This is a genomic window from Pseudomonas sp. HK3, assembly GCF_052920985.1.
The window spans coordinates 2,118,777-2,138,336 of the sequence record NZ_JBREXD010000001.1; the positions used below are offsets into that span (position 1 = coordinate 2,118,777).

The following is a 19,560-nucleotide window of genomic DNA, read 5'->3' on the forward strand; positions in this document are numbered from 1 at the left end:
GTTAATTTCCTTTGTGGGCTGCACGGCTGGCGGCCATAAGCTCGGCGTATTCAATAGCGGTGTGCAAACTACCGCTATCGGCTTTACCGGTGCCAGCTAAATCTAAGGCGGTGCCGTGATCCACTGATGTACGAATAATCGGTAAGCCTAACGTAATATTAGCTGCTTGGCCGAAGCCTTTGTATTTTAATACGGGTAAACCTTGGTCGTGATACATCGCCAGTACGGCATCACCGGTGTTGAGCACTTTATCGGTAAATAGGGTATCGGCTGGTAGCGGCACGCTGAGACCAATGCCTTGCTTACGCAGCTTGGTCAAAGTGGGTTCAATTATTTCGATTTCTTCTGTCCCCATATGACCGCCTTCACCCGCATGAGGGTTTAGCCCACATACAAGGATATTAGCATTGGGCAGGGCAAAGTAGCGTTTTAAATCGGTGTCTAGAACGTTAATGACTTGTGTCAGGCGTTCAGGGGTAATGGCGTTGGGTACGTCTTTTAGAGGAAGGTGAGTGGTGACTAATGCCACCATTAGACCCTTGGTGGCGAGCATCATCACGACACGCTCAGTGTGGGTGTATTCTTCTAAAAATTCAGTATGACCAGTAAAGGCCACACCAGCGTCATTGATCACGCCTTTATGCACAGGCGCGGTGACCATGGCGTCATATACGTTATCAAGGCAGCCTTGGGCGGCATGGCTTAATGTATCAAGCACATATTGGCCGTTCGCTGGGTTGAGTACCCCGATTTCTTCTGCTTCAGCAAGATTAATGGGGTTGACCCACACTTCACCTGCTTTTGCTGGGGTGTTGTCGCTGCCATCAAAGTGCTTGATCGTTAGCGGCAGGTTTAAAGCCGCGGCGCGACGCTGCAAAAGTGCAGGGTCGCAAATAGCAATGATCTGATTTTTATGGGCTTGCTGAGCCAGGGCCACGGTTAAGTCCGGGCCAATGCCTGCAGGTTCGCCCACCGTTAGGGCTAGCCTATAGCTCATTCTTGACTTCCACATAGGCATCTGCGCGAATTTGGCGTAACCAAATTGGCAATTCTTCTTCAAAGCGGCGCGAATACAATAACTGACGGGCTTGGTTACGCTGCACTTCTTCACCCATGTCTTTTTGACGATAATCGGTGACTTGCAAAATGTGCCAGCCAAAGCGGGATTTAAACGGTTTGCTGGTGCTGCCTTTTTTAGTGGCTTTCATGGTTTTTTCAAATGCGGGAACCATGTCGCCTTCGTTGATCCAATTAAGGTCGCCGCCACTTACTTTACTGCCTGGGTCATCGCTGAATTCTTTTGCCAGTTTGGCAAAGTCTTCACCTTTTTGAACTCGCTTATAAATGTTGTTAATTAATTGCTTGCTTTCTTTCTCATCACGAATGGTGGTTTCTTGAATTAAGATATGACGCGCTCGGGTTTGGCGCACTAGCTGTTCTTCGCCGCCACGTTTGTCAGTAATTTTAATAATATGGAAACCACTGGCGCTGCGAATAGTATCGCTGATGCCGCCTTTTTTTAAGCTCGGAACGATATCGGCAAATAGTGATGGTAATTCACCTTGTTTACGCCAGCCTAAATCGCCACCCTTTAATGCGTTACGACCTTCTGAGTTTGCCACAGCGGTTTGTTCGAAGTCAGCACCGTTGCGCAGTTGTTTTACAATTTTCTTAGCTTTATTTTGCGCTTTTTTAAGTTGGTCTTTATTTGCTTGGCTAGGCACTTGAATCAGAATATGACCTAAACGGTATTCTTCAGCGGTGGCGGTTTGACCACGGGCGCTGTTTAAAAAGCCGTCGATATCTTGTTCACTAATTTGAATCTTGCTGCCCACACGGTAGCGTTGCACTTCTGAGATAACACGCTCGCGACGAATTTGTTCACGGGCTTCAGCGTAGGGTACGCCATCTTTTTCGAGTGCTTGCTGAAACTTACGTAAGCTCATGCCGTTTTGTTTGGCGATGGTTTCGATGGTTTGATTGAGCTGCTGATCACTGATGCGAATACCCGAGCGCTCGGCCATTTGCATTTGAATGCTCTCTGTAATTAAGCGTTCAAGAACCTGCTGAGCCAACACATTGTCAGGCGGTAAACGCATGCCTTTACTTTGATTTTTGACGACGTTTACTCGAGTATTTAATTCGCTTTGCATGATGACATCGTCATCTACGACGGCGGTAATACGATCAATGCTCTTTAAGTTGAGCGTTTGCAAATGGTGTCGTTAATACTAATGATGCGAAAATCGCGCCCAGCCAACGGCGGTGTGTAGCGTGTTTAATAATCATGAATCTGCCTCTGATCGTAACCTAATATTCGTTCGCTTAAGATGTCATCACTCTTGCTGCCAAGAATGCCTAAGCCTTTAAGGTGCAATTGCAGCATATATTGGTAGTCCTTGGTGCTGTCACTGCGTGTGTGTTCTTCATATGTAAACTGGGCGCGCCAGCAACAATTTTGATATTCGATACCCACTAGGCCTTCAATGTTCAATAAATTTTCATCTTCTTTGGTTTGTTTAATCGCATCGTCATAAGACCAGATATCTTGTTTCTTTTGTGCATAAAACGCCCAGCTGTCATTTACAGGTACAAACAGTGCAATACCCACTTGTTTTTGCTGTTCGGCTTCAACGTGGCTGAAGTTCATATCAAACAACCAATTATTTGGGCTTTGATAGTTTAACTGAGCACTGGCTTTTTCAACGGGCTCTGCGCCTTCTTGTGCATGCGGGTCGTATTGTATGTCGATACGTGTTCGCCAGTGATCGGCAAATAACCACTGAAACTCGCCGGCAAGTGATGAGCTGGATTTGGTATCGTCATCTTCAAGCGTGCTATCTAGTGGTGTTAGCTCAACCTTACGATCATTAAAGTAATACACTTGGCCAATACTGGCACGTAAGACTTCTAGGCCAGTTTCATTTAAGAAGCGGGAGGTCAAACCGAAGGTCACTTGTTGAGTATCGCCCACACGGTCAACCCCAGTAAAGCGATTGGGGTTAAATAAGCTGCTATAACTGAAGGTGGTTTCAGTGGTGTCAAACAAAGGAATCTGGCTTTGATCCTCGTACGGAATATACGCCATCATCAAGCGTGGCTCTAATGTCTGAACAAAGCCTTGATTGAAAAACTCGAAATCCCGTTCAAAAAACAAACCGCTGTCGATACTCGTAATGGTGATGTCACGATTTACTTCATCGTCATAGCCGCTGGTGATGAGCGTGCTATCGACGTTTTGGAAGCTGTATTGGGTGTGCATAGTTTGAACTTTAGGCGTAACAAAACCATACACCTTCTGCCATGGGTAGCTGATGCTTAATTCAGTATGAAAGCGCTCGCCATCAATACGGTTACCACTGGTGATGCCGTCTTTATCGCGGGTAAAGCGAGTGGCTTGGATTTTTGCATCATAATTTAACGCGTTATAGTTAAAGCTATTTAGGCTGGATAACTCAACTTGAGGCAGGCGGCTAAACGGACGACTGTTGTCTGCAACATTTTCATCAATGGTTTGGTATTGCTCAACACGTGTCAGCAATTGCCATTTACCATCGTTGTATTCGACTTCGGCGTTTTGTTTTAAATGGCTTGCACGATTGATAATGCCGGTGCGGTTAAAGTCGTCTTCAAAGTCTTCATCGCTGACTTCATCGTAATGGATTCGATTTTGAATGTTTTGGGAAAACTGCCCAACATGATGCAGCGAGCGAGACCAACGTTCTTGTTGGCGATAATCGTCATTACTTTCTGCTTTATCATTAGCCTCGTCACTACCTAAGTAACTGACGGTGAAGTCGCCACGGCCTGCGCCGTTTAAATAACGAAATTCATTTTCTTGAATAATACCGTGGCCATCGATGAATCGTGGCGTATAGGTGTCGTCATAATTAGGGGCAATATTAAAGTAAAAAGGAGTCGAAAATTGATTCACGCGCACTTCTGTATTGCCAATATCACCGCCTGGTGTACGCACACTTAAGCTGATTTCGGGATTTAAAAACCCCGTTAAGCGGCCAGCGCCAAGCGGGAAGCGATAATAGGGTAGGTACATCACAGGGACTTCTTTAATGCGTAAGCGCCCATGCCAAGCTTCACCATAACCATCTGCTTGGTTTAAATGAATCTCACTGGCGGCAATATCCCAGTCGTTGTGGCCAGGTTCGCAAAAGGTATAGCTGGCATCAAATAAACTTGCATGGCTTTTCTCTACTAACTCGATGCGACCAGCTTCGCCGCGTAAATGCAAAGGGGCGATGACGTAATGTGCTTTCTCTAGGCTGGCACGGCCTGAGTTGATGTTGTAATCCATTTGTGACGCGCTCATGGTCATATCACTACCACGAAAGCGGATGGACCCTGCAAATTGTGCTTTACCTGTGGCTTGGTTATAAATGGCGTTGTCAGCGCTTATTTGCTGGCCGTTTTGTTGCAGTACCACATTGCCGTTCAATACAGCGCCTTTTTTCTCAACAAACTCGCCACTGTCACTTTTGATATCGATGACGTCACTATCAGGGATGTTGAGCGATTCAGGTAAGTAGTTACCACTGCAAAAACTGGGAAGCGTTTCCTGCATTTGGGTGGGTAATTGATCACGAATTGTCCAGCCAAGCTGGTCGTAAGGCGCGACATAATTAGCTTGAGTCGAGGCCGCCACTATGGCAAGAAAAAGAAGCCCTTTGCGTGGCATATTGTTGAAATTCCTAATCAAAGCTAAAACTTATGTTATTAATGGTTGTGGCAAAATTACGGCAGTGGCATCGACCATTGTTAAATTTCCTAGTTGAAATTCCTAATCAAAGCTAAAACTTATGTTATCGTGCGCAGCGAATCTAAAATTGTACGTTTTATCCCAAACAAGGGCCAGTGTTCATAATGGATGACCGCCAACAATCTTTACAAAAATGGGTGTTTGATGCCCTTGCTTCGAACTCAGACGCGCTTCAAGGTTCACTTGAGGTGGTTTCAGGCGATGCTAGCTTCCGTCGTTATTTTCGACAGCATACCGAAAACGCCACTTATATTGCGGTGGATGCCCCCCCAGACAAAGAAAACAGCCTGCCATTTATCACCATAGCAAACGCTTGGGGTGAACAGGGGGTGAATGTTCCTAATGTTATTAAGGTCGATTTAGAGCAAGGCTTCATGTTGCTTAGTGACATGGGTGACCAGTTATTATTTCCGCTACTTAATGATGCCAGTGCCGAGGGTTTATACCACCAAGCGCTGGATGCTTTAATTGGCATCCAACATACCAGCTACGATTTACCTGTTTATGACGCCCCGCTGCTAGACCGCGAAATGGCATTGTTCACGGATTGGTTTTTAGGTGAACACCTAGGATTTGAGCTGACGCCACAAGAACAAAGCATGTTGCAAGAAACCTTCAGTATCTTGCGTGAAAGTGCGCTAGGGCAAATACAGGTACCAGTGCATCGCGATTATCATAGCCGAAACATCATGGTGTTAGAGGATGACACGTTAGGCATTATTGATTTTCAAGATGCAGTGCATGGCCCCATTACCTATGACGTAGTGAGCTTGTTACGTGACTGTTATGTGGCTTGGCCCCTAGAGCACGTTCAGCAATGGGCGCGGGATTATTTTCAAAAAGCCCGTGAAGCAGGCTTAATAGGCTCGATCAGTGATGAGCAACTGATGCTATGGTTTGACTGGATGGGCATTCAGCGGCATTTAAAAGCAGTGGGTATTTTTGCTCGTTTAAATCATCGCGATGGTAAGACGGGTTACATGAATGATATCCCACGTACGCTGAACTATATCGTTGAGGTTGCGGCTCAGTATTCAACCCTTGATGATTTTCATCATTGGTTAACGCGACGACTATTGCCAGAGCTAGAACTGGAAATGACGACAGGTGCTTAACGCTGTATGACGATAAAAACAGCTATGATTCTCGCGGCCGGTTTAGGAACGCGTATGAGACCTTTGACGGATCATACTCCTAAGCCCATGTTACCAGTCGATGGGCGGCCATTAATTGAGCATCATCTGCGTAAATTGGTGACAGCGGGTTTTGAGCACATTGTGATTAATCACGCGTATTTAGGTGAGCAAATTGAAGCACATCTAAACGACGGTTCTGACTTTGGTTGCCGCATTTCTTATAGCCAAGAAGCGTGTGCACTTGAAACCGGCGGCGGTATTTTTAAAGCGCTGCCCTTGTTGATACAAGATGAAGAAGCCGCATTTTGCGTGATTAACGGCGATGTGTGGTTAGATTTAGACTACAGGCACTTTAAGCAGCATACGTTAAGTGGTTTAGCGCATTTATGGTTGGTGCCAAACCCTGAGCACAACCCGACAGGGGATTTTTTACTGAATAATCGCCATGTCTCAGAAAAAGAATTGGCGAGTAACGATTCCCTCACTTTTAGTGGTGTCAGCATATTGCATAAAGATTTATTTAAGGGCTGTGACGCGGGAGCATTTAAGTTGGCGCCATTACTCAAGCAAGCCATGAAAACACATAACGTGAGCGGTGAGTTATATGCGGGTTATTGGTTAGATGTGGGCACGCCGCAACGTTTGCAAAACTTAGAAACCCATTTGCAGTTGGGGGAGTGTTATGAATAAACAAAGTTGGGCAGGTAAAATTATCGGCGCGTTTCTTGGGTTTTTATCCGGAGGCCCAATTGGTTTACTGATCGGTGTGCTGGCGGGTAATGCATTTGATCGCATGTATGCACGCCAAGAAAGCCCAAGTGGACAGCGCGGCGCAAGCCAGAATGTGTTTTTTCGGGTAACATTTTTGATTATGGGTCAGCTTGCAAAAAGTGATGGCCGAGTGAGTGAGCAAGAAATCGAACAAGCTCGCTTTATTATGGATCAAATGGGGCTCAATGAAGAGCAGCGTCTTGAGGCCATTGAGTATTTTAATGAGGGTAAAAGCCCGCATTTAGATTTGCAAAAAGAATTACAGCATTTTATGCGCGCAGTTGGCCATCGTGGCTCATTAATTCAGATGTTTTTAGAAATATTGCTGAGCATGGCTTATGCGGATGGTCAATTAAGCCTGCAAGAGAAGTATATTCTTGATCGTGTTTGTCGAACGCTAGGTGTGAGCGCGCTTCAGTTTGAATTAATTCATAATCGAGTGCGTGCCAGTCAGGAGCAATTTCGCGGACGCTTCAATGATCAATTTCAGCACAGTGGTAATGAGTTAAAAGTGGCCTATGGTGTGCTAGGTGTGTCAGAAAATGCAACTGAAGCCGAATTGAAAAAAGCATATCGCCGTCTTATGAGTCAGCATCACCCAGATAAACTGGTAGCAAAAGGTTTACCAGAAGAAATGATGCGAATCGCTAAAGAAAAAACCCAAGAAATTCAAACCGCATACGATAAAATAAAAAAATCACGTAAGGCGTAAAGTATAGAGAGTATTAGAAAACGCCCAATGAATTGAACGCTCACAGATACCTTGTTTTGTGTGGGTAGACCAAGCAGCTCCATGCATGTTTAATTATTAAAACAGTAGGAGTCTGCTTGCAGGCGAGCAAAATTATATGGATCAACAAGCCGCTTGTTTTAACATGATCTTCACCGTGTTTTTTAGTGTTTAGGTTGGCTTATTTTAATACACTCAGCTTCAATCAACGCCTGACAGCGGCTTGCCAGTTCGGCGGCGTCACTCTCTGTTAATCCCTTCGTATCAATCGGCTCTAAACATTTTACGTTAACCGTACCACTGCACCATTTTCTAAAGTCCATTGTGATATGGCGTAAAGAAAAACAAACAGGCTGAATAGGCACTTGAGCTTCAATGGCCAGTTTAAATGCGCCCTGTTTAAACGGCAAAGGTTTGCCCCAGTTACGAGTACCTTCGGGGAAAATTAAAACGGATAACTTTTCCTCCTTCATTTTGCTCGCGGCTACGGTTAAGGCTTTTTGTGCTTTTTGTTTATTGCTGCGTTTAATCACGATATTACCGGCCAGATAAAATAACCCGCCAATAAAAGGTAAGTAGAGCAGCTCCCATTTACCAAGTGTTACGGTGCCGCGTTTGATGGCGTTAACGGCAAAGAAAATATCGTGGGTGTCTTGATGGTTGGCAATCAAAACACAGGGTTCTGGCGGAGATAGCCGCTCGGGGTGCTCTATCTTGATATCAGCGCCCCAGTACCACAGCATGAAGCGCCCACACGTTTGGGATACCAGCCCCATATTGTTACGGTGCATCGGTCTGAGGATAACGATTGGAATTAACGAAATAGAAATCAAACCAAGGCAAACAAAAGCCAAAGAAACACGTATTAGATACATAGTTGAGCCTAGTCATAAGAACGATGTTCTTAATGTGATGTTATTGTTATCGATTGGGGTGCCATTTATTTTATCAACAGTCTATCGGCCCCCGCGGCACTGGAGCAGGAGGTTAATCAAATTGCCATTTAAAAGCAAAGTCATCGTCATAAGAATGTGAATAAGCACTGACTTAGCTGGCCTTGTTACACACGAATGCAGGCAATTAAGTGGAAATTAGGTACAATGGCCGCCATTGCACACTTGGTGATATTTGAGAGATAAGTATGAGTACAGCATCGAACAAAGCCCCGTTAATCGCCCCGTCGATATTATCTGCTGACTTTGCCCGACTTGGTGAAGAAGTGGACAACGTATTAGCCGCAGGTGCTGATATTGTGCACTTTGATGTGATGGATAATCACTATGTGCCGAACTTAACAATCGGCCCAATGGTGTGTAAAGCGTTGCGCAATCACGGTGTTACCGCGCCTATCGATGTTCATTTGATGGTGAGCCCAGTTGACCGCATGATTGGTGATTTCGCTGAAGCGGGCGCGACGTACATTACCTTTCACCCTGAAGCCTCGGACCATGTTGATCGTTCTTTACAGTTAATCAAAGCAGCAGGCTGTAAGGCTGGTTTGGTTTTTAACCCTGCAACACCATTACATTATTTAGATTATGTGATGGATAAATTAGACATGATTTTGTTGATGTCAGTAAACCCAGGTTTTGGTGGTCAAAGCTTTATCCCTAATACGCTCGAGAAACTAAAAGCGGCCCGTGCAAAAATCGATGCATCCGGTTTTGATATTCGCTTAGAAATTGATGGCGGCGTGAAAGTTGAGAACATTGGTGAGATTGCAGCAGCGGGTGCCGATACCTTTGTTGCTGGTTCCGCTATTTTTAATGCACCAGATTATCAAACAACGATTGAAGCCATGCGTGCAGAAATTGCTAAAGCAACGGCTTAATTTTAAATAGGGATACCGCCCAACGGTTTTTCCAATGTGAAAAATACACAGGGCTTTTTATATGCTTGATATCAATAAATATAATACGATTATCTTTGATTTAGATGGCACGCTGGTCGATAGCGTGCCGGAATTAGCTCTGGCCTTAAACGATGCATTAACCACAAAGGGCTTCAACACGGTAGGTGAATCCAGTGTTAGAGAGTGGGTAGGGAATGGTATTTTAAAACTGCTTGAGCGAGCGCTTAATCAGCTTGATAAAAATAACCATGTCAATATTACGCTCTTACATCGACAGTTTTTATTGTCCTATGATCGTTTATTAGGTCAAAAAACCGAATTATATCCAGGGGTTAAATCGTTACTGGCAGGGTTGCATCAACAAAATAAGACATTGGTGTTACTGACCAATAAACCCATTCAATTTGTGCCTGAGTTATTAATAAAAATGGGCATCGCGCATTTGTTTGCACGTGTACTTGGTGGCGATAGTCTAGCTGAAAAAAAACCACATCCTTTGCCCTTGTTGCACATAATGGAAACACAGAACATTAACTCTAACGAGTGTTTAATGGTTGGTGATAGTCGCTCTGATATTATTTGTGCTCAGCAAGCCGGAATCGATAGCGCTGCGCTATTGCAAGGTTATAACCAAGGTGTTGACTTGGCGACACTTAAACCAACGTTCGTATTTGACGATATTAAAACCCTCGCTGCAAACATGCATCTCTAACATCCGTTTCACCTTTTTGAGCGTATATAAATATAGGCTATAAAGAGGTGATACGATGCAATCAGATGACGTTAACCGCTTAATTCAACACTACCCCGATATACAAATCTTGAGTGCAGAGCAAGAGCGTAACATTGCGTGCGCGATGGACCATTCAATTGAGCAGCTTGCACAAACCTTACTGGTAAAAGAACATTTTCTCGAGCACGTTATGGACGTGCTCTTAGAGCAATATCAAACCGGCCCAGTGTTGGATGAACTATTGACTCAGTATGATATGTGGCTACTGGCGCAGCATGTTCCCAGTATTAAACTTGGGCAGAGCGTCACTTGTAAAACGCTATCTTTGTGTCTTGTTAAGCTTAAGTGTGATCGCTCTAGCGTGTTTGACTTACTGCTAGCTGAGGCCGATACCGTTGATCTTTCATTAGAGCAACATGCACTATCATTAAAAAAGCAATACGAGCATCACCGAAACCGTTTAGTGCAATCAAACATGCGCTTAGTCATGCATATTGCTAAACGTTATACTGACAAGGGAATTGATACAGAAGAGCTCATTCAAGAAGGGGCGATGGGTTTATTAAAAGCCGCGTCCAAATTTAATATCCATAAAGGCTTTCGCTTTACGACTTATGCTTATTGGTGGATACAACAAGCGATTAAAGGGGTGTTAACACAAAAACGTGCGGTCGTTCGACTGCCAACGAATGTGAGTGATCGCATTTTTAAACTTGATCGAGCAAAAGAAGAGTACTTTAAAGCGTACGGAGTGTACCCCAGTGTTGCGCAGCTACAGCAAGTGACCGGTATTGATAAGGATCACATCAGAGGCTCACAAGCTGTGGGTAATTTGTCGCTTTCAATGAATCAACCATTTATTGAAGATGGACTCACCCTGGAGGAAACCATGATAACGCCAGCGTCTTCCGAGTCTACGCCGATGAATGAAGTCGCGAGTAAAAGTGATGAGCAATATCTGCTCACGTTGTTGTCTAAATTACCTGATCGTCAACAAAAAATTGTTCGCTTATATCACGGTTTGGGTATTCATGAGGGACAAAACTTCCGAGAAATTGCCCCGCAACTTGATGTAACACTGGAGCGCACTCGACAACTTTACCATCAATCGATTCAGCAGCTGAAAGCTCTAATTGATTAATATTTTGTAGCAAAAAAAAACCGTTATGGCAAAAGCCATAACGGTTTTTTATTTGACATCGTATTGGTTAGAATTGTTCTTGAGTGAAGTTCATTAATGAATCTTTCCCCGCCTCAATGTCAGCTTGTAATAACGCAGCTTGTGCTTGTGCTACTCTAAAGAAATGATCAGCGGCTTTCAGTTTGCCTTGATAAAAGTCTTCAGTGTATTTGCCTGAATTTAAATCAACTTGTGCAATGTTAGCCATGTTAGACCACATAACGCCCATTGTGGTTAAAGAGAATAGCTTTAGCATTGGTGTTGCCACTGCACCTGCAATCTCAGCGTCTTTTGATGCGTTGCCTGCTAACCACATTAAACTATTCTGCAGTGTTTGCAGTAAGTCTTTACAGTGTGCCTGATGCAACTCATTAGAAAGTTTTGCAACCATTTCGTTCATGACTTTAAAGTAGGTGCGCGGTAAACGACCACCTTTGATCATGAGTTTACGGCCCACTAAATCTAACGATTGAATACCATTGGTGCCCTCATAAATACGAGCAATTCGGCCGTCGCGTGAAAGCTGTTCTACTTCCCAGTCTTGAGTAAAGCCTGAACCGCCCATGCTTTGTAACGCTTGGTCAGTTGAGAAATAACCTTCGTCTGTTAAGTATGCTTTTACGATTGGCGTCATGATTTGTACGATGTCATCGGACTCTTCACGAACCTTTTCGTCTTCGTGGTGCTCGGATAAATCAAGGTGTAACCCCGTCCAATAGGCCATACAGCGCGCGCCTTCCACAAACACTTTTTGCTGAGTTAACATACGACGCACATCTGGGTGAACGATGATTGGGTCTGCTTTGGCCTCTGGGTTTTGTGGGCCAGAAAGTGAACGGGACTGCAATCGTTCTTTGGCAAAACCTAAACTGATTTGATAGGCTTTTTCAGCTAAGCCTAACCCTTGAATGCCGACCATAATACGTGCCGAGTTCATCATAGTGAACATGCATTTAAGGCCTTCATTCTCTTCACCGATCAACCAACCTTTTGCGTCTTCAAAATTCATCACACAGGTAGCGGATGCTTTGATGCCCATCTTATGTTCAAGGCCGCCACAAAAAGCAGGGTTGCGAGTGCCATCCTCTAAAAACTTAGGTACCAAGAATAATGAAATACCTTTACTGGAATCAGGTGCGCCCGGTAGCTTAGCCAGTACTAGGTGAACGATGTTATCCACCATGTCATGTTCACCACCAGTGATCCAAATTTTGGTGCCGGTTATGTTATAACTGCCATCGGCTTGAGGGTCGGCTTTTGTGCGAATCAGACCAAGGTCTGTACCACACTGTGGTTCGGTTAAGCACATGGTGCCAGTCCACTCACCAGAAATTAAGTTGGGTAAGTATTTATCTTTTAATTCATCGCTTGCATGTAACGTCAGTGCATCAATGGCACCGTGGCTTAACCCCGGATACATACCCATGGATAAATTGGTCGAACAAGCCATCTCATCTACTACGATTTTTAGCAAATGTGGTAGGCCTTGGCCGCCGTATTCAGGAGACGCTGATAAACCAGACCAGCCTCCTTGTGCAAAGGTTCTATATGCCTCTTTAAAACCTTTAGGCGTGGTGACGGCTTTTGTTTCAGGGTCGTAATGGCAACCTTCAATATCACCAGATTGGTTAATCGGTTGTAAAACGTTCTCAGCAAGTTTTGCCGCTTCGTCTAATACGGCACGAATCATTTCTTCGTTTGCGTCTTCAAATCCTGGGCATTGGCTTAAATCTTGTGCTTTTAAAACATCAAATAATACAAAGTTCATGTCATTCAATGGTGCTGTGTAATGAGCCATAAGGCCTCCTTCTTTACATTAAATTGAAAAACGCTTTTTCTGAGTGGCCAGACTACTTACGCAATAAAGAGTGAAAGAGTTCACTCCTTTTATGACTGGTGGCAAGACAAAAGCATTAGACAACTTTTTGTTCTAGATATGGGACAGTCTCAAGCTTTGTTCTGTTTCGGCTAGAAGCCAGTTAAATCAAGGGCTTCAGGCTCGTATGTCTATTTGCATGTGAAAAACTAGATCTTATTGTTCCAATTAACTGACTAGTTTATAGGAACGTATTTCGATTTAATGCACCTAACGAACAGATTGGTATCTGTTAACGCCAGTATTAAGAGAGGTTGTTGTGTCGTTTAGGCGAGCAGTTGTATTTATCGTAAGTTTATTCAGTGCAGTAGGCACGTGGGCTGATGATGACGATAGTGGGTATTTAGATGTGCAGTCCGGTTCATTAATGGGTCTTGTGCATGCATCATATGGGGCTGTTTTTGCCGAGCGTCACAATGTGATGGTGGGTGTCGGCTATGTGCCTAAGCTTTCTTACCATAGAGAAATGATGTTGTATTCATTGCGTTATCGTTATGACCATAGCGCATCGTGGGATATTGCGGGCATGGCGTTTAAGCCGTTTAGTGTGGGCACGGGCTTATTAATAGGTGACCATTCTGATTTGTTTTTACAATTACCAGATAAGTACCCAGAAGGGTATTACACGCCAACCGCGTTTCGCATCGTGTTTAATTACCAAGCATCCCTGCAAGTGACCCCTCAATTAAATGCGTATTTTGATATGTCTATTTTAGATGTAGGCTTAATTGGTTATGTGAGAGAACCTGAATTTTTTAACGACAATTATGATTACCTAGGTTTAGAGGGAATAGCAAACTGGGGATTTGGAGCACGTTATGTTTTTTAATATGAAAGCGCTAAAAGCGAAATTTACATTTTTGTTAGTATTTGTTTTTGTACTAACTGGTTGTGATTATGAAGTGAGTCCTTGGTCCACTGATGCTGATTGCTCTAATCGTGTTTCGATTGATGCCAATATCAAACGTTTAAAAGAGTACGAAGCGCAAGTCGGTGAACGTGATACTTATCAAGTAGCCATAATAAGTGACCCGCAACAATATCCTGGTACATTTGACGATATTATTAAACATGTGAACACCTTACCTGAAGTGGATTTTATTTTATTAACGGGTGACCTAGCGGATACCGGTGTTAAAGCTGAGTACGAATGGGTGTGTAAAGTCATGGAAAAAGCCAAACAACCTATTTTTGCGGTTATTGGTAATCATGATGCGTTGGCGTTTGGTAAAGACATTTGGGCAAAAGTATTTGGCCCAGAAGATTATAGCTTTACGTATCAAAATAGTAAGTTTATTGCTTACAATGACAATAAATATGAATTTGAAAATGTACCGGACCGTGATTGGTTAGCACAAGAAACGCAAGGGGATGAAACGCGCGATTACACTATGGTATTCAGTCACATACCACCTTGGGACTTTGAGCTAACTCTGAGCCAAGAATTAAAAGATATGGGCGTTGATTTAGGTGTGCATGGTCATGAGCATAGCTTTGATTACTGGCAATTAACGGGTGTGCAGTTGCCGCATTATGTGGTTTCAAGTACCAAGAAAAAAGGATTTGGTATTTTAAGTATTAACCCTTCAGGTTATACCTTAGAGAACTGTACGAATAAAACATGTGAAGTTGCTCAAGTTCGAAATCGCGACTTTGAGCTATAAAAATCAGTAATAAAAAAAGGGCTGAATTTAATGATTAAATTTAGCCCTTTTTTTATTGTGTTTGAACTTTATTTTTTATCCATAGTGAACACACCTGCCGCATGTTTGTGATCTTCACCTGCTGAATCAATTGCTCCTAAGTTGTAAGCCCCTGCGAATTTATCACCTGGTTTTACAAAAATACCACCAATGTTACCAACGATATTCGCATCTGTGCCGTTAATTTTTCCGTTTAGGCTTTCGGTTGAAAACTCAGGGTGCTTAACGCCGTCCTTCATCATTGAACCTGAAAAATTCACATCCCATGTCGATATTGCCGCGGAATCTAAATCGGTTGCGGTTTGCAGATTTAGATTACCATTGGTAATCGCACCACTGTTGAAATTCACATCAAACTGAGCATTTAAGTCTCTAACAAAGCCATCATCTGCAAAGCCGATACATTGTGATGCATTTGTGCAATCGAGGTTGGTTGCACTAAATGATGCACTGCCTGTGAGTTGATTAATATCAGCCCGCTCGGCCGCAATCCAGAAGGCTAGGATTTCATTTTCAGTGTGACTTTCAGTTGTGCCATCTTCGTTAATTTCATCAAATAAAATGCCTTCGCCGGGTTCCGTAAACCAAATGCCCCAGCTAATATTACTACGACCGCCTGCATTCTCTACTTGAATATCACAAGGTTTGGGATTGCCGGACTCACCGCTACCACAGGTTGCTGGAATGATTTGCCCAAATAAATCCACATCAGAATACTCAAGTAAAGATGACGCTGTTTTATTGCTTTCGGTGGGTTTGCGTATGACGGCAATTCGATTTCCGTCATCGTCACTTTCCATTTCTAGCATGATGGGCTTGTTACCGGTGGCGTCCCAAGAACCATTTGCAATGATCAGTTCTATTTCTGATGAGGAGCGCCACTCCTCATCAGAGCTTGTATCTGCACTGCCAATTTGAGCATATAAACTTTGCTCTAAACTGGTATTACTAGAGTGAATATCAAGCTCAATCTCTGAGACGAAATCACCAGAATTAGCTGCCGATGTGATTGATAGTGTATATTCACCCGTTGCACTTTCGTCGATTAATTGATAGTTGATGTGCGCACTGACAGAGCTTGTGACATCAACACTGCCGTTTTCAGTTTCTTTAAAAACTTTAATATTTGTGTTGTAAGAATCATCGAAGGTGTTCATAAGCTCACTAACAAACTCAATTTGTGTATCGACGGGAATTTCAATACGGTATTCTTCTTTTACATAAGTGGTGACACCGTTAGTGATTACAGGGGTTAAAACATCATAGTTAATACTAATTTTTGTGTTTGACCCCGTATAATTTATATTGCCAATATTACTGGCATTGATCGTTTTCGCAGAAGCCAGCATTGCCTCAGCAAGTGGCACATCCGGCGTGCCTTCTGCACCAAAATTAAAATTAACTGGCACGGCAATTAAACCAATTCGGCCGCTTTCTGCTAAGGCATATTGCTGATCAGATATAATATTTTTATCAAACGGGTTGTTAGTATTGGTTGTATCAATGCCTTTGTAAGGGTCTTTAAAATCAAATGTACCGATGACGCCTTGGTCTATAAGTTCCTCTTCAACTTTATCTGCCGTATTTTGTATTGTCGTCGTGAGTTTGTTGTCAATGGCGTTGCTGATGTCACTATTGACATTTGTTACAGTACTCGCAAAATCAGAAAGTGATTCGCTGTTTGTATTTTCTTTTGGTGCATCATTATTCTCAGCCGTTTCGTTATCTTCGCTACTGCTATCATCGCCTTCTTCTTGTGTCTTGTTGTCGGCTGTTTGTTCGCTTTCGTCTTCACTTTGTTCGGTTGCGGTGTTTGCCGCTAATGAAGCCGGTGGGGCTAACAAGCCTTTAGGTGACGACTTGGGTTTGACTCGCGTAAAATTAAAATCAGCGCCTTCACCTAATTCAATGGTGCCGGATTCGTTTTCCACTTGAATGCCACCACTGTAAACACCCATGACAAATCCACCATCGCTTTCTTGTTGTACTTCGTAATTGGTGCCACGAATACCGATAGACGCTGCGGGTGTATTAACTTTGTAAGCATTCTTATCGCCTTTGCCTATTGTGCCTGTGATCGTGCGAAAGCCGCCTTTTACCAAGCTCATGATGACTTGCTCTTTTTGCTCGTCATTACCTTGTTGGGACAGCAGGTAGCTTTCAATATTCATTTCACTGCTTGCTTTGATGGTCATCAATGCTTTATCTACAAAACGGATTTGAACCGAGCCGGCGGGACCTGTCTTTATAATGTCGCCATTAAATATTTGTGAGCGGCGTTTCAACGTTCTATTTTCACCATCTTGTGTGGCGGCTGTGACACTGCCCTTTGTCAAAATAACATGCCCAGCTAAAGCCGCACCCCAGCTAGGTTGTGTGAGTAATGCAACTAAACCAAATACTAGGCTGATGTGTTTGATGAGTGTCATACTTCCTCCCCCAAAGTTGAGCCGTCAACTTTGGATTAAAAACTATAAGACAGGCCTATCTCAGCCTTGCCTCGTTGATAGGTGTTTGCTTCTAACGTGCTGTCGTTGTATGTGAAGCTGTAATCATTTCTAAAGCTTAAGTGAGAGCTAAAGCTATAACGCCAGCCGATACCAAGGGTGGCATTTTGATCTTTACGTAACTTGCTATAGAGCGCGCTATTGATGGCATCGTATTCGTTACTTAATACGCTAAACATCCAATAGCGACTGGCACGCTGGCTTGTTAGTGATGTACTTTGGTAGGTAAAACCTTGGTAGGTTTTACCATTGTGTTCGTTGCTATTTTCATCGGCACTGTCGCTGCCAAAGATAAGCGTGAGTTTCCAGTTGTCTTTTTTAGGGGCGCTGGCGTATGACAAATTGAATTGTTGCTGAGTGATGTCACCATCGTCATCTTCTGGATAGTTGGACATACCATAGTTGATGCCAAACCCAATGTTTGACCCTTTAGTTAATATCCAATTAGCTTGTCCGATGAGTGATTGGCTATTTAATAATTCGTCACCATCAAGTTGTACATATTGATAACGTCCGGCACCGCGCCATTTAACGGGGCCAGTGAAAAAACTGTAACCTGCTTCCGCCATGGCTGTGGTTAAGTCATAAATCGGGGTTTCAGAATTACTCCGATTTGAGGCGACAAAGCGGACATCAAATGCGCTGGTTTTTGTGAGTGGGCTAATATATGCCATATGAGCTAACGCACTCCAATAAGCGCTGCCGGTTTCACGACTGGCGTCATCCAGTGAAATATCGACAGGGAAAATAAGCTCTTCTTTTGGCAGCTCTTTTTCACTGGTTGCACTGTTTATATTGCTGTCATAACCACCACCAAGATCCACGACAAACATGAATTTAGACTCAACACTGCGTTTTAAATCTGCAATTCGATCAATAAATATCATGACATTCTTTTTAACGGGTTCAGGCGGGTTTTGTTTGAGAACATTATTGAACTCGACTTCAGCACGTACAAGGTTACGTAAATAAAAGTGAGTACGAGCTAACTCAAGACGGTAGCGAGATTGATTGGGAAACCCTAAAACTAAGCGTTCAAATGCAAATAGAGCTTGGTCATAATGACCACTTTCAACGGCGGCCATACCGTATTGGAAATCAAATTTTGGCAAACCTTCTTTTGCTTCTAACATACGGCTGGCCAGTTCATAAGCTTGCGGATATTGCTGGCGTTTTATGAGAACGGTGAGGGCTTCCATTCTAGCCGCTTCTGTTTGCTCTGGTGATAAGTCGGTACTCTGAGGCTCATTAGCATCCTGCGCATACCCATTAAATGCCATGGTTATACCTAAAGCTGCTAGTAAAAGTAGCGTTAATGTCTTCATGATATAAAAATTCGGTGAGTTGAAAGAAACATCCTGTTGCCTTTCAGTCTAGCAGTGAATTGAATTATCGCTCGTGTTCTGTACTGGTGAGCTAAGCTAGGTTAATAACAATTTATTTACTTAGATAGAGGGGAATGGGGAATGAAAAGGATCACCACTTTAGGGCGCGGTAGGATATTGTTGATCCTTAATAAAGTGCCTTTTTTTAACCGCTTTACGCCTCTCGAAAAAGAAAAAGTGATCGATACAGACGCGTCCTTTTATGTGGCGCAAGAAAATGAGTACATCATCGAACAAAATACACTAGATACGGCTTTTTTTATTCTATTAAGTGGCACTGCAAACGTTCTACTGGATGGGAATGAGAAGCCGTTAGCGGAGGTCGGCCCAGGTGATTTTTTTGGTGAGATATCGTTTATCCAAAATACACCGCGCACATCCAATGTGGTTGCGAATGAAGTATGTATATTATTGAAAGTCGATAGACGTTTACTGGGCGCGCTTAATTCGGATATACGAGAAAAATTTAAAGATCAGGTGATTATTAAGCTAGCTGCCATGGTGACAGCTAAGAATAATAACTTAGAGAAGGAGGTCAGCTCGTAAAGTTGATCTATATCAGCTTTTTATTCGCTGTTATTGTTAGGTTTTAGGTGCATTGATACAGGTCAATTTTTAATCTCAACGCGTTGCTATTGTAAAAGCGTAAACATTAATGACTTTTGAGGTGACGCCATGTATATCGATGAATATGTAATATCAGGGCTTATCATTGTTGCGTTGACCATTGCTTTTTTTGGTGGTGTTTATCGTTTTATTAAAAATGATATTGCTAAGCATAAAGGCGATAATCAACTTTAATCAATACTTGATGCTGAAAAGAATTTGAAATACACACAAAGTGTATTTATAACCGAGTTACTCCAGTAACAACCCTCTAAGTGCAGGATGCACGTTTGCACAAGTCGTGCTT

The 19,560-nt window shown here is 43.2% G+C and carries 17 protein-coding genes; 10 read left to right on the forward strand and 7 right to left on the reverse strand.

Features of this window, described 5'->3' with window-relative positions:
* Position 1: 1 nt before the first annotated feature.
* The 3 genes from pdxA to ACU6U9_RS09920 all read right to left on the reverse strand — a co-directional run bounded on the left by pdxA (position 2) and on the right by ACU6U9_RS09920 (position 4,693).
* Positions 2 to 997: a 4-hydroxythreonine-4-phosphate dehydrogenase PdxA gene (pdxA, locus tag ACU6U9_RS09910; RefSeq protein WP_446734854.1), complete on the reverse strand. Its 996-nt coding sequence runs from the start codon at positions 995 to 997 to the stop codon at positions 2 to 4.
* Entirely contained in the window at positions 987 to 2,216 is a 1,230-nt protein-coding gene (locus ACU6U9_RS09915; RefSeq protein ID WP_446734855.1) for a peptidylprolyl isomerase, read from the reverse strand. Before ACU6U9_RS09915 ends, pdxA begins: the two co-directional genes overlap by 11 nt.
* 62 nt (positions 2,217 to 2,278) lie before the next feature.
* Positions 2,279 to 4,693 carry an LPS-assembly protein LptD gene (locus ACU6U9_RS09920; protein WP_446734856.1) on the reverse strand — a complete coding sequence of 805 codons (2,415 nt, stop codon included), beginning with the start codon at positions 4,691 to 4,693 and terminating at the stop codon, positions 2,279 to 2,281.
* 185 nt (positions 4,694 to 4,878) lie between these two features.
* On the opposite strand from ACU6U9_RS09920, the gene ACU6U9_RS09925 reads away from it, so the two are divergent.
* The 3 genes from ACU6U9_RS09925 to djlA are packed head-to-tail and all read left to right on the forward strand — an operon-like array spanning position 4,879 to position 7,393.
* Positions 4,879 to 5,889: an aminoglycoside phosphotransferase family protein gene (locus ACU6U9_RS09925; RefSeq protein WP_446734857.1), complete on the forward strand. Its 1,011-nt coding sequence runs from the start codon at positions 4,879 to 4,881 to the stop codon at positions 5,887 to 5,889.
* Between the two features lie 6 nt (positions 5,890 to 5,895).
* Positions 5,896 to 6,600, forward strand: a complete 705-nt coding sequence (gene murU, locus ACU6U9_RS09930; protein ID WP_446734858.1) for an N-acetylmuramate alpha-1-phosphate uridylyltransferase MurU — start codon at positions 5,896 to 5,898, stop codon at positions 6,598 to 6,600.
* Positions 6,593 to 7,393, forward strand: a complete 801-nt coding sequence (djlA, locus tag ACU6U9_RS09935) for a co-chaperone DjlA (RefSeq protein ID WP_446734859.1) — start codon at positions 6,593 to 6,595, stop codon at positions 7,391 to 7,393. The genes murU and djlA overlap by 8 nt, the downstream gene beginning before the upstream one ends.
* Before the next feature lie 182 nt (positions 7,394 to 7,575).
* Here djlA and ACU6U9_RS09940 read toward each other — a convergent pair whose 3' ends face one another.
* Complete coding sequence (locus tag ACU6U9_RS09940) at positions 7,576 to 8,286, reverse strand: lysophospholipid acyltransferase family protein (protein WP_446734860.1); 711 nt, start codon at positions 8,284 to 8,286, stop codon at positions 7,576 to 7,578.
* 266 nt (positions 8,287 to 8,552) lie between these two features.
* On the opposite strand from ACU6U9_RS09940, the gene rpe reads away from it, so the two are divergent.
* From rpe to ACU6U9_RS09955, 3 genes are all read left to right on the forward strand, one after another.
* Positions 8,553 to 9,242 carry a ribulose-phosphate 3-epimerase gene (gene rpe, locus ACU6U9_RS09945; RefSeq protein WP_446734861.1) on the forward strand — a complete coding sequence of 230 codons (690 nt, stop codon included), beginning with the start codon at positions 8,553 to 8,555 and terminating at the stop codon, positions 9,240 to 9,242.
* A gap of 61 nt (positions 9,243 to 9,303) precedes the next feature.
* A complete protein-coding gene (locus ACU6U9_RS09950) occupies positions 9,304 to 9,975 on the forward strand; it encodes a phosphoglycolate phosphatase (RefSeq protein WP_446734862.1) in 672 nt (223 codons plus the stop codon).
* 55 nt (positions 9,976 to 10,030) lie between these two features.
* Positions 10,031 to 11,137, forward strand: a complete 1,107-nt coding sequence (locus ACU6U9_RS09955; protein ID WP_446734863.1) for a sigma-70 family RNA polymerase sigma factor — start codon at positions 10,031 to 10,033, stop codon at positions 11,135 to 11,137.
* A 67-nt stretch (positions 11,138 to 11,204) separates the two neighbouring features.
* Here the strand turns inward: ACU6U9_RS09955 and ACU6U9_RS09960 are convergent, their stop codons facing one another.
* On the reverse strand, positions 11,205 to 12,974 hold the full coding sequence (locus ACU6U9_RS09960; RefSeq protein ID WP_446734864.1) for an acyl-CoA dehydrogenase C-terminal domain-containing protein: 1,770 nt from the start codon (positions 12,972 to 12,974) through the stop codon (positions 11,205 to 11,207).
* Positions 12,975 to 13,311: 337 nt separating this feature from the next.
* On the opposite strand from ACU6U9_RS09960, the gene ACU6U9_RS09965 reads away from it, so the two are divergent.
* Both ACU6U9_RS09965 and ACU6U9_RS09970 read left to right on the forward strand, forming a co-directional pair.
* On the forward strand, positions 13,312 to 13,881 hold the full coding sequence (locus ACU6U9_RS09965) for a hypothetical protein (RefSeq protein ID WP_446734865.1): 570 nt from the start codon (positions 13,312 to 13,314) through the stop codon (positions 13,879 to 13,881).
* Positions 13,871 to 14,716 carry a metallophosphoesterase family protein gene (locus ACU6U9_RS09970; RefSeq protein WP_446734866.1) on the forward strand — a complete coding sequence of 282 codons (846 nt, stop codon included), beginning with the start codon at positions 13,871 to 13,873 and terminating at the stop codon, positions 14,714 to 14,716. The genes ACU6U9_RS09965 and ACU6U9_RS09970 overlap by 11 nt, the downstream gene beginning before the upstream one ends.
* 68 nt (positions 14,717 to 14,784) lie before the next feature.
* Here the strand turns inward: ACU6U9_RS09970 and ACU6U9_RS09975 are convergent, their stop codons facing one another.
* Both ACU6U9_RS09975 and ACU6U9_RS09980 read right to left on the reverse strand, forming a co-directional pair.
* Positions 14,785 to 17,184: a FecR family protein gene (locus ACU6U9_RS09975; RefSeq protein WP_446734867.1), complete on the reverse strand. Its 2,400-nt coding sequence runs from the start codon at positions 17,182 to 17,184 to the stop codon at positions 14,785 to 14,787.
* A gap of 35 nt (positions 17,185 to 17,219) precedes the next feature.
* Entirely contained in the window at positions 17,220 to 18,542 is a 1,323-nt protein-coding gene (locus tag ACU6U9_RS09980; RefSeq protein WP_446734868.1) for a hypothetical protein, read from the reverse strand.
* A gap of 186 nt (positions 18,543 to 18,728) precedes the next feature.
* Between ACU6U9_RS09980 and ACU6U9_RS09985 the strand changes: the two genes are divergently transcribed.
* Complete coding sequence (locus tag ACU6U9_RS09985; protein WP_446734869.1) at positions 18,729 to 19,193, forward strand: cyclic nucleotide-binding domain-containing protein; 465 nt, start codon at positions 18,729 to 18,731, stop codon at positions 19,191 to 19,193.
* Between the two features lie 129 nt (positions 19,194 to 19,322).
* Positions 19,323 to 19,448: a cytochrome c oxidase subunit CcoM gene (gene ccoM, locus ACU6U9_RS09990; RefSeq protein ID WP_446734870.1), complete on the forward strand. Its 126-nt coding sequence runs from the start codon at positions 19,323 to 19,325 to the stop codon at positions 19,446 to 19,448.
* The last annotated feature ends 112 nt before the right edge of the window (positions 19,449 to 19,560 follow it).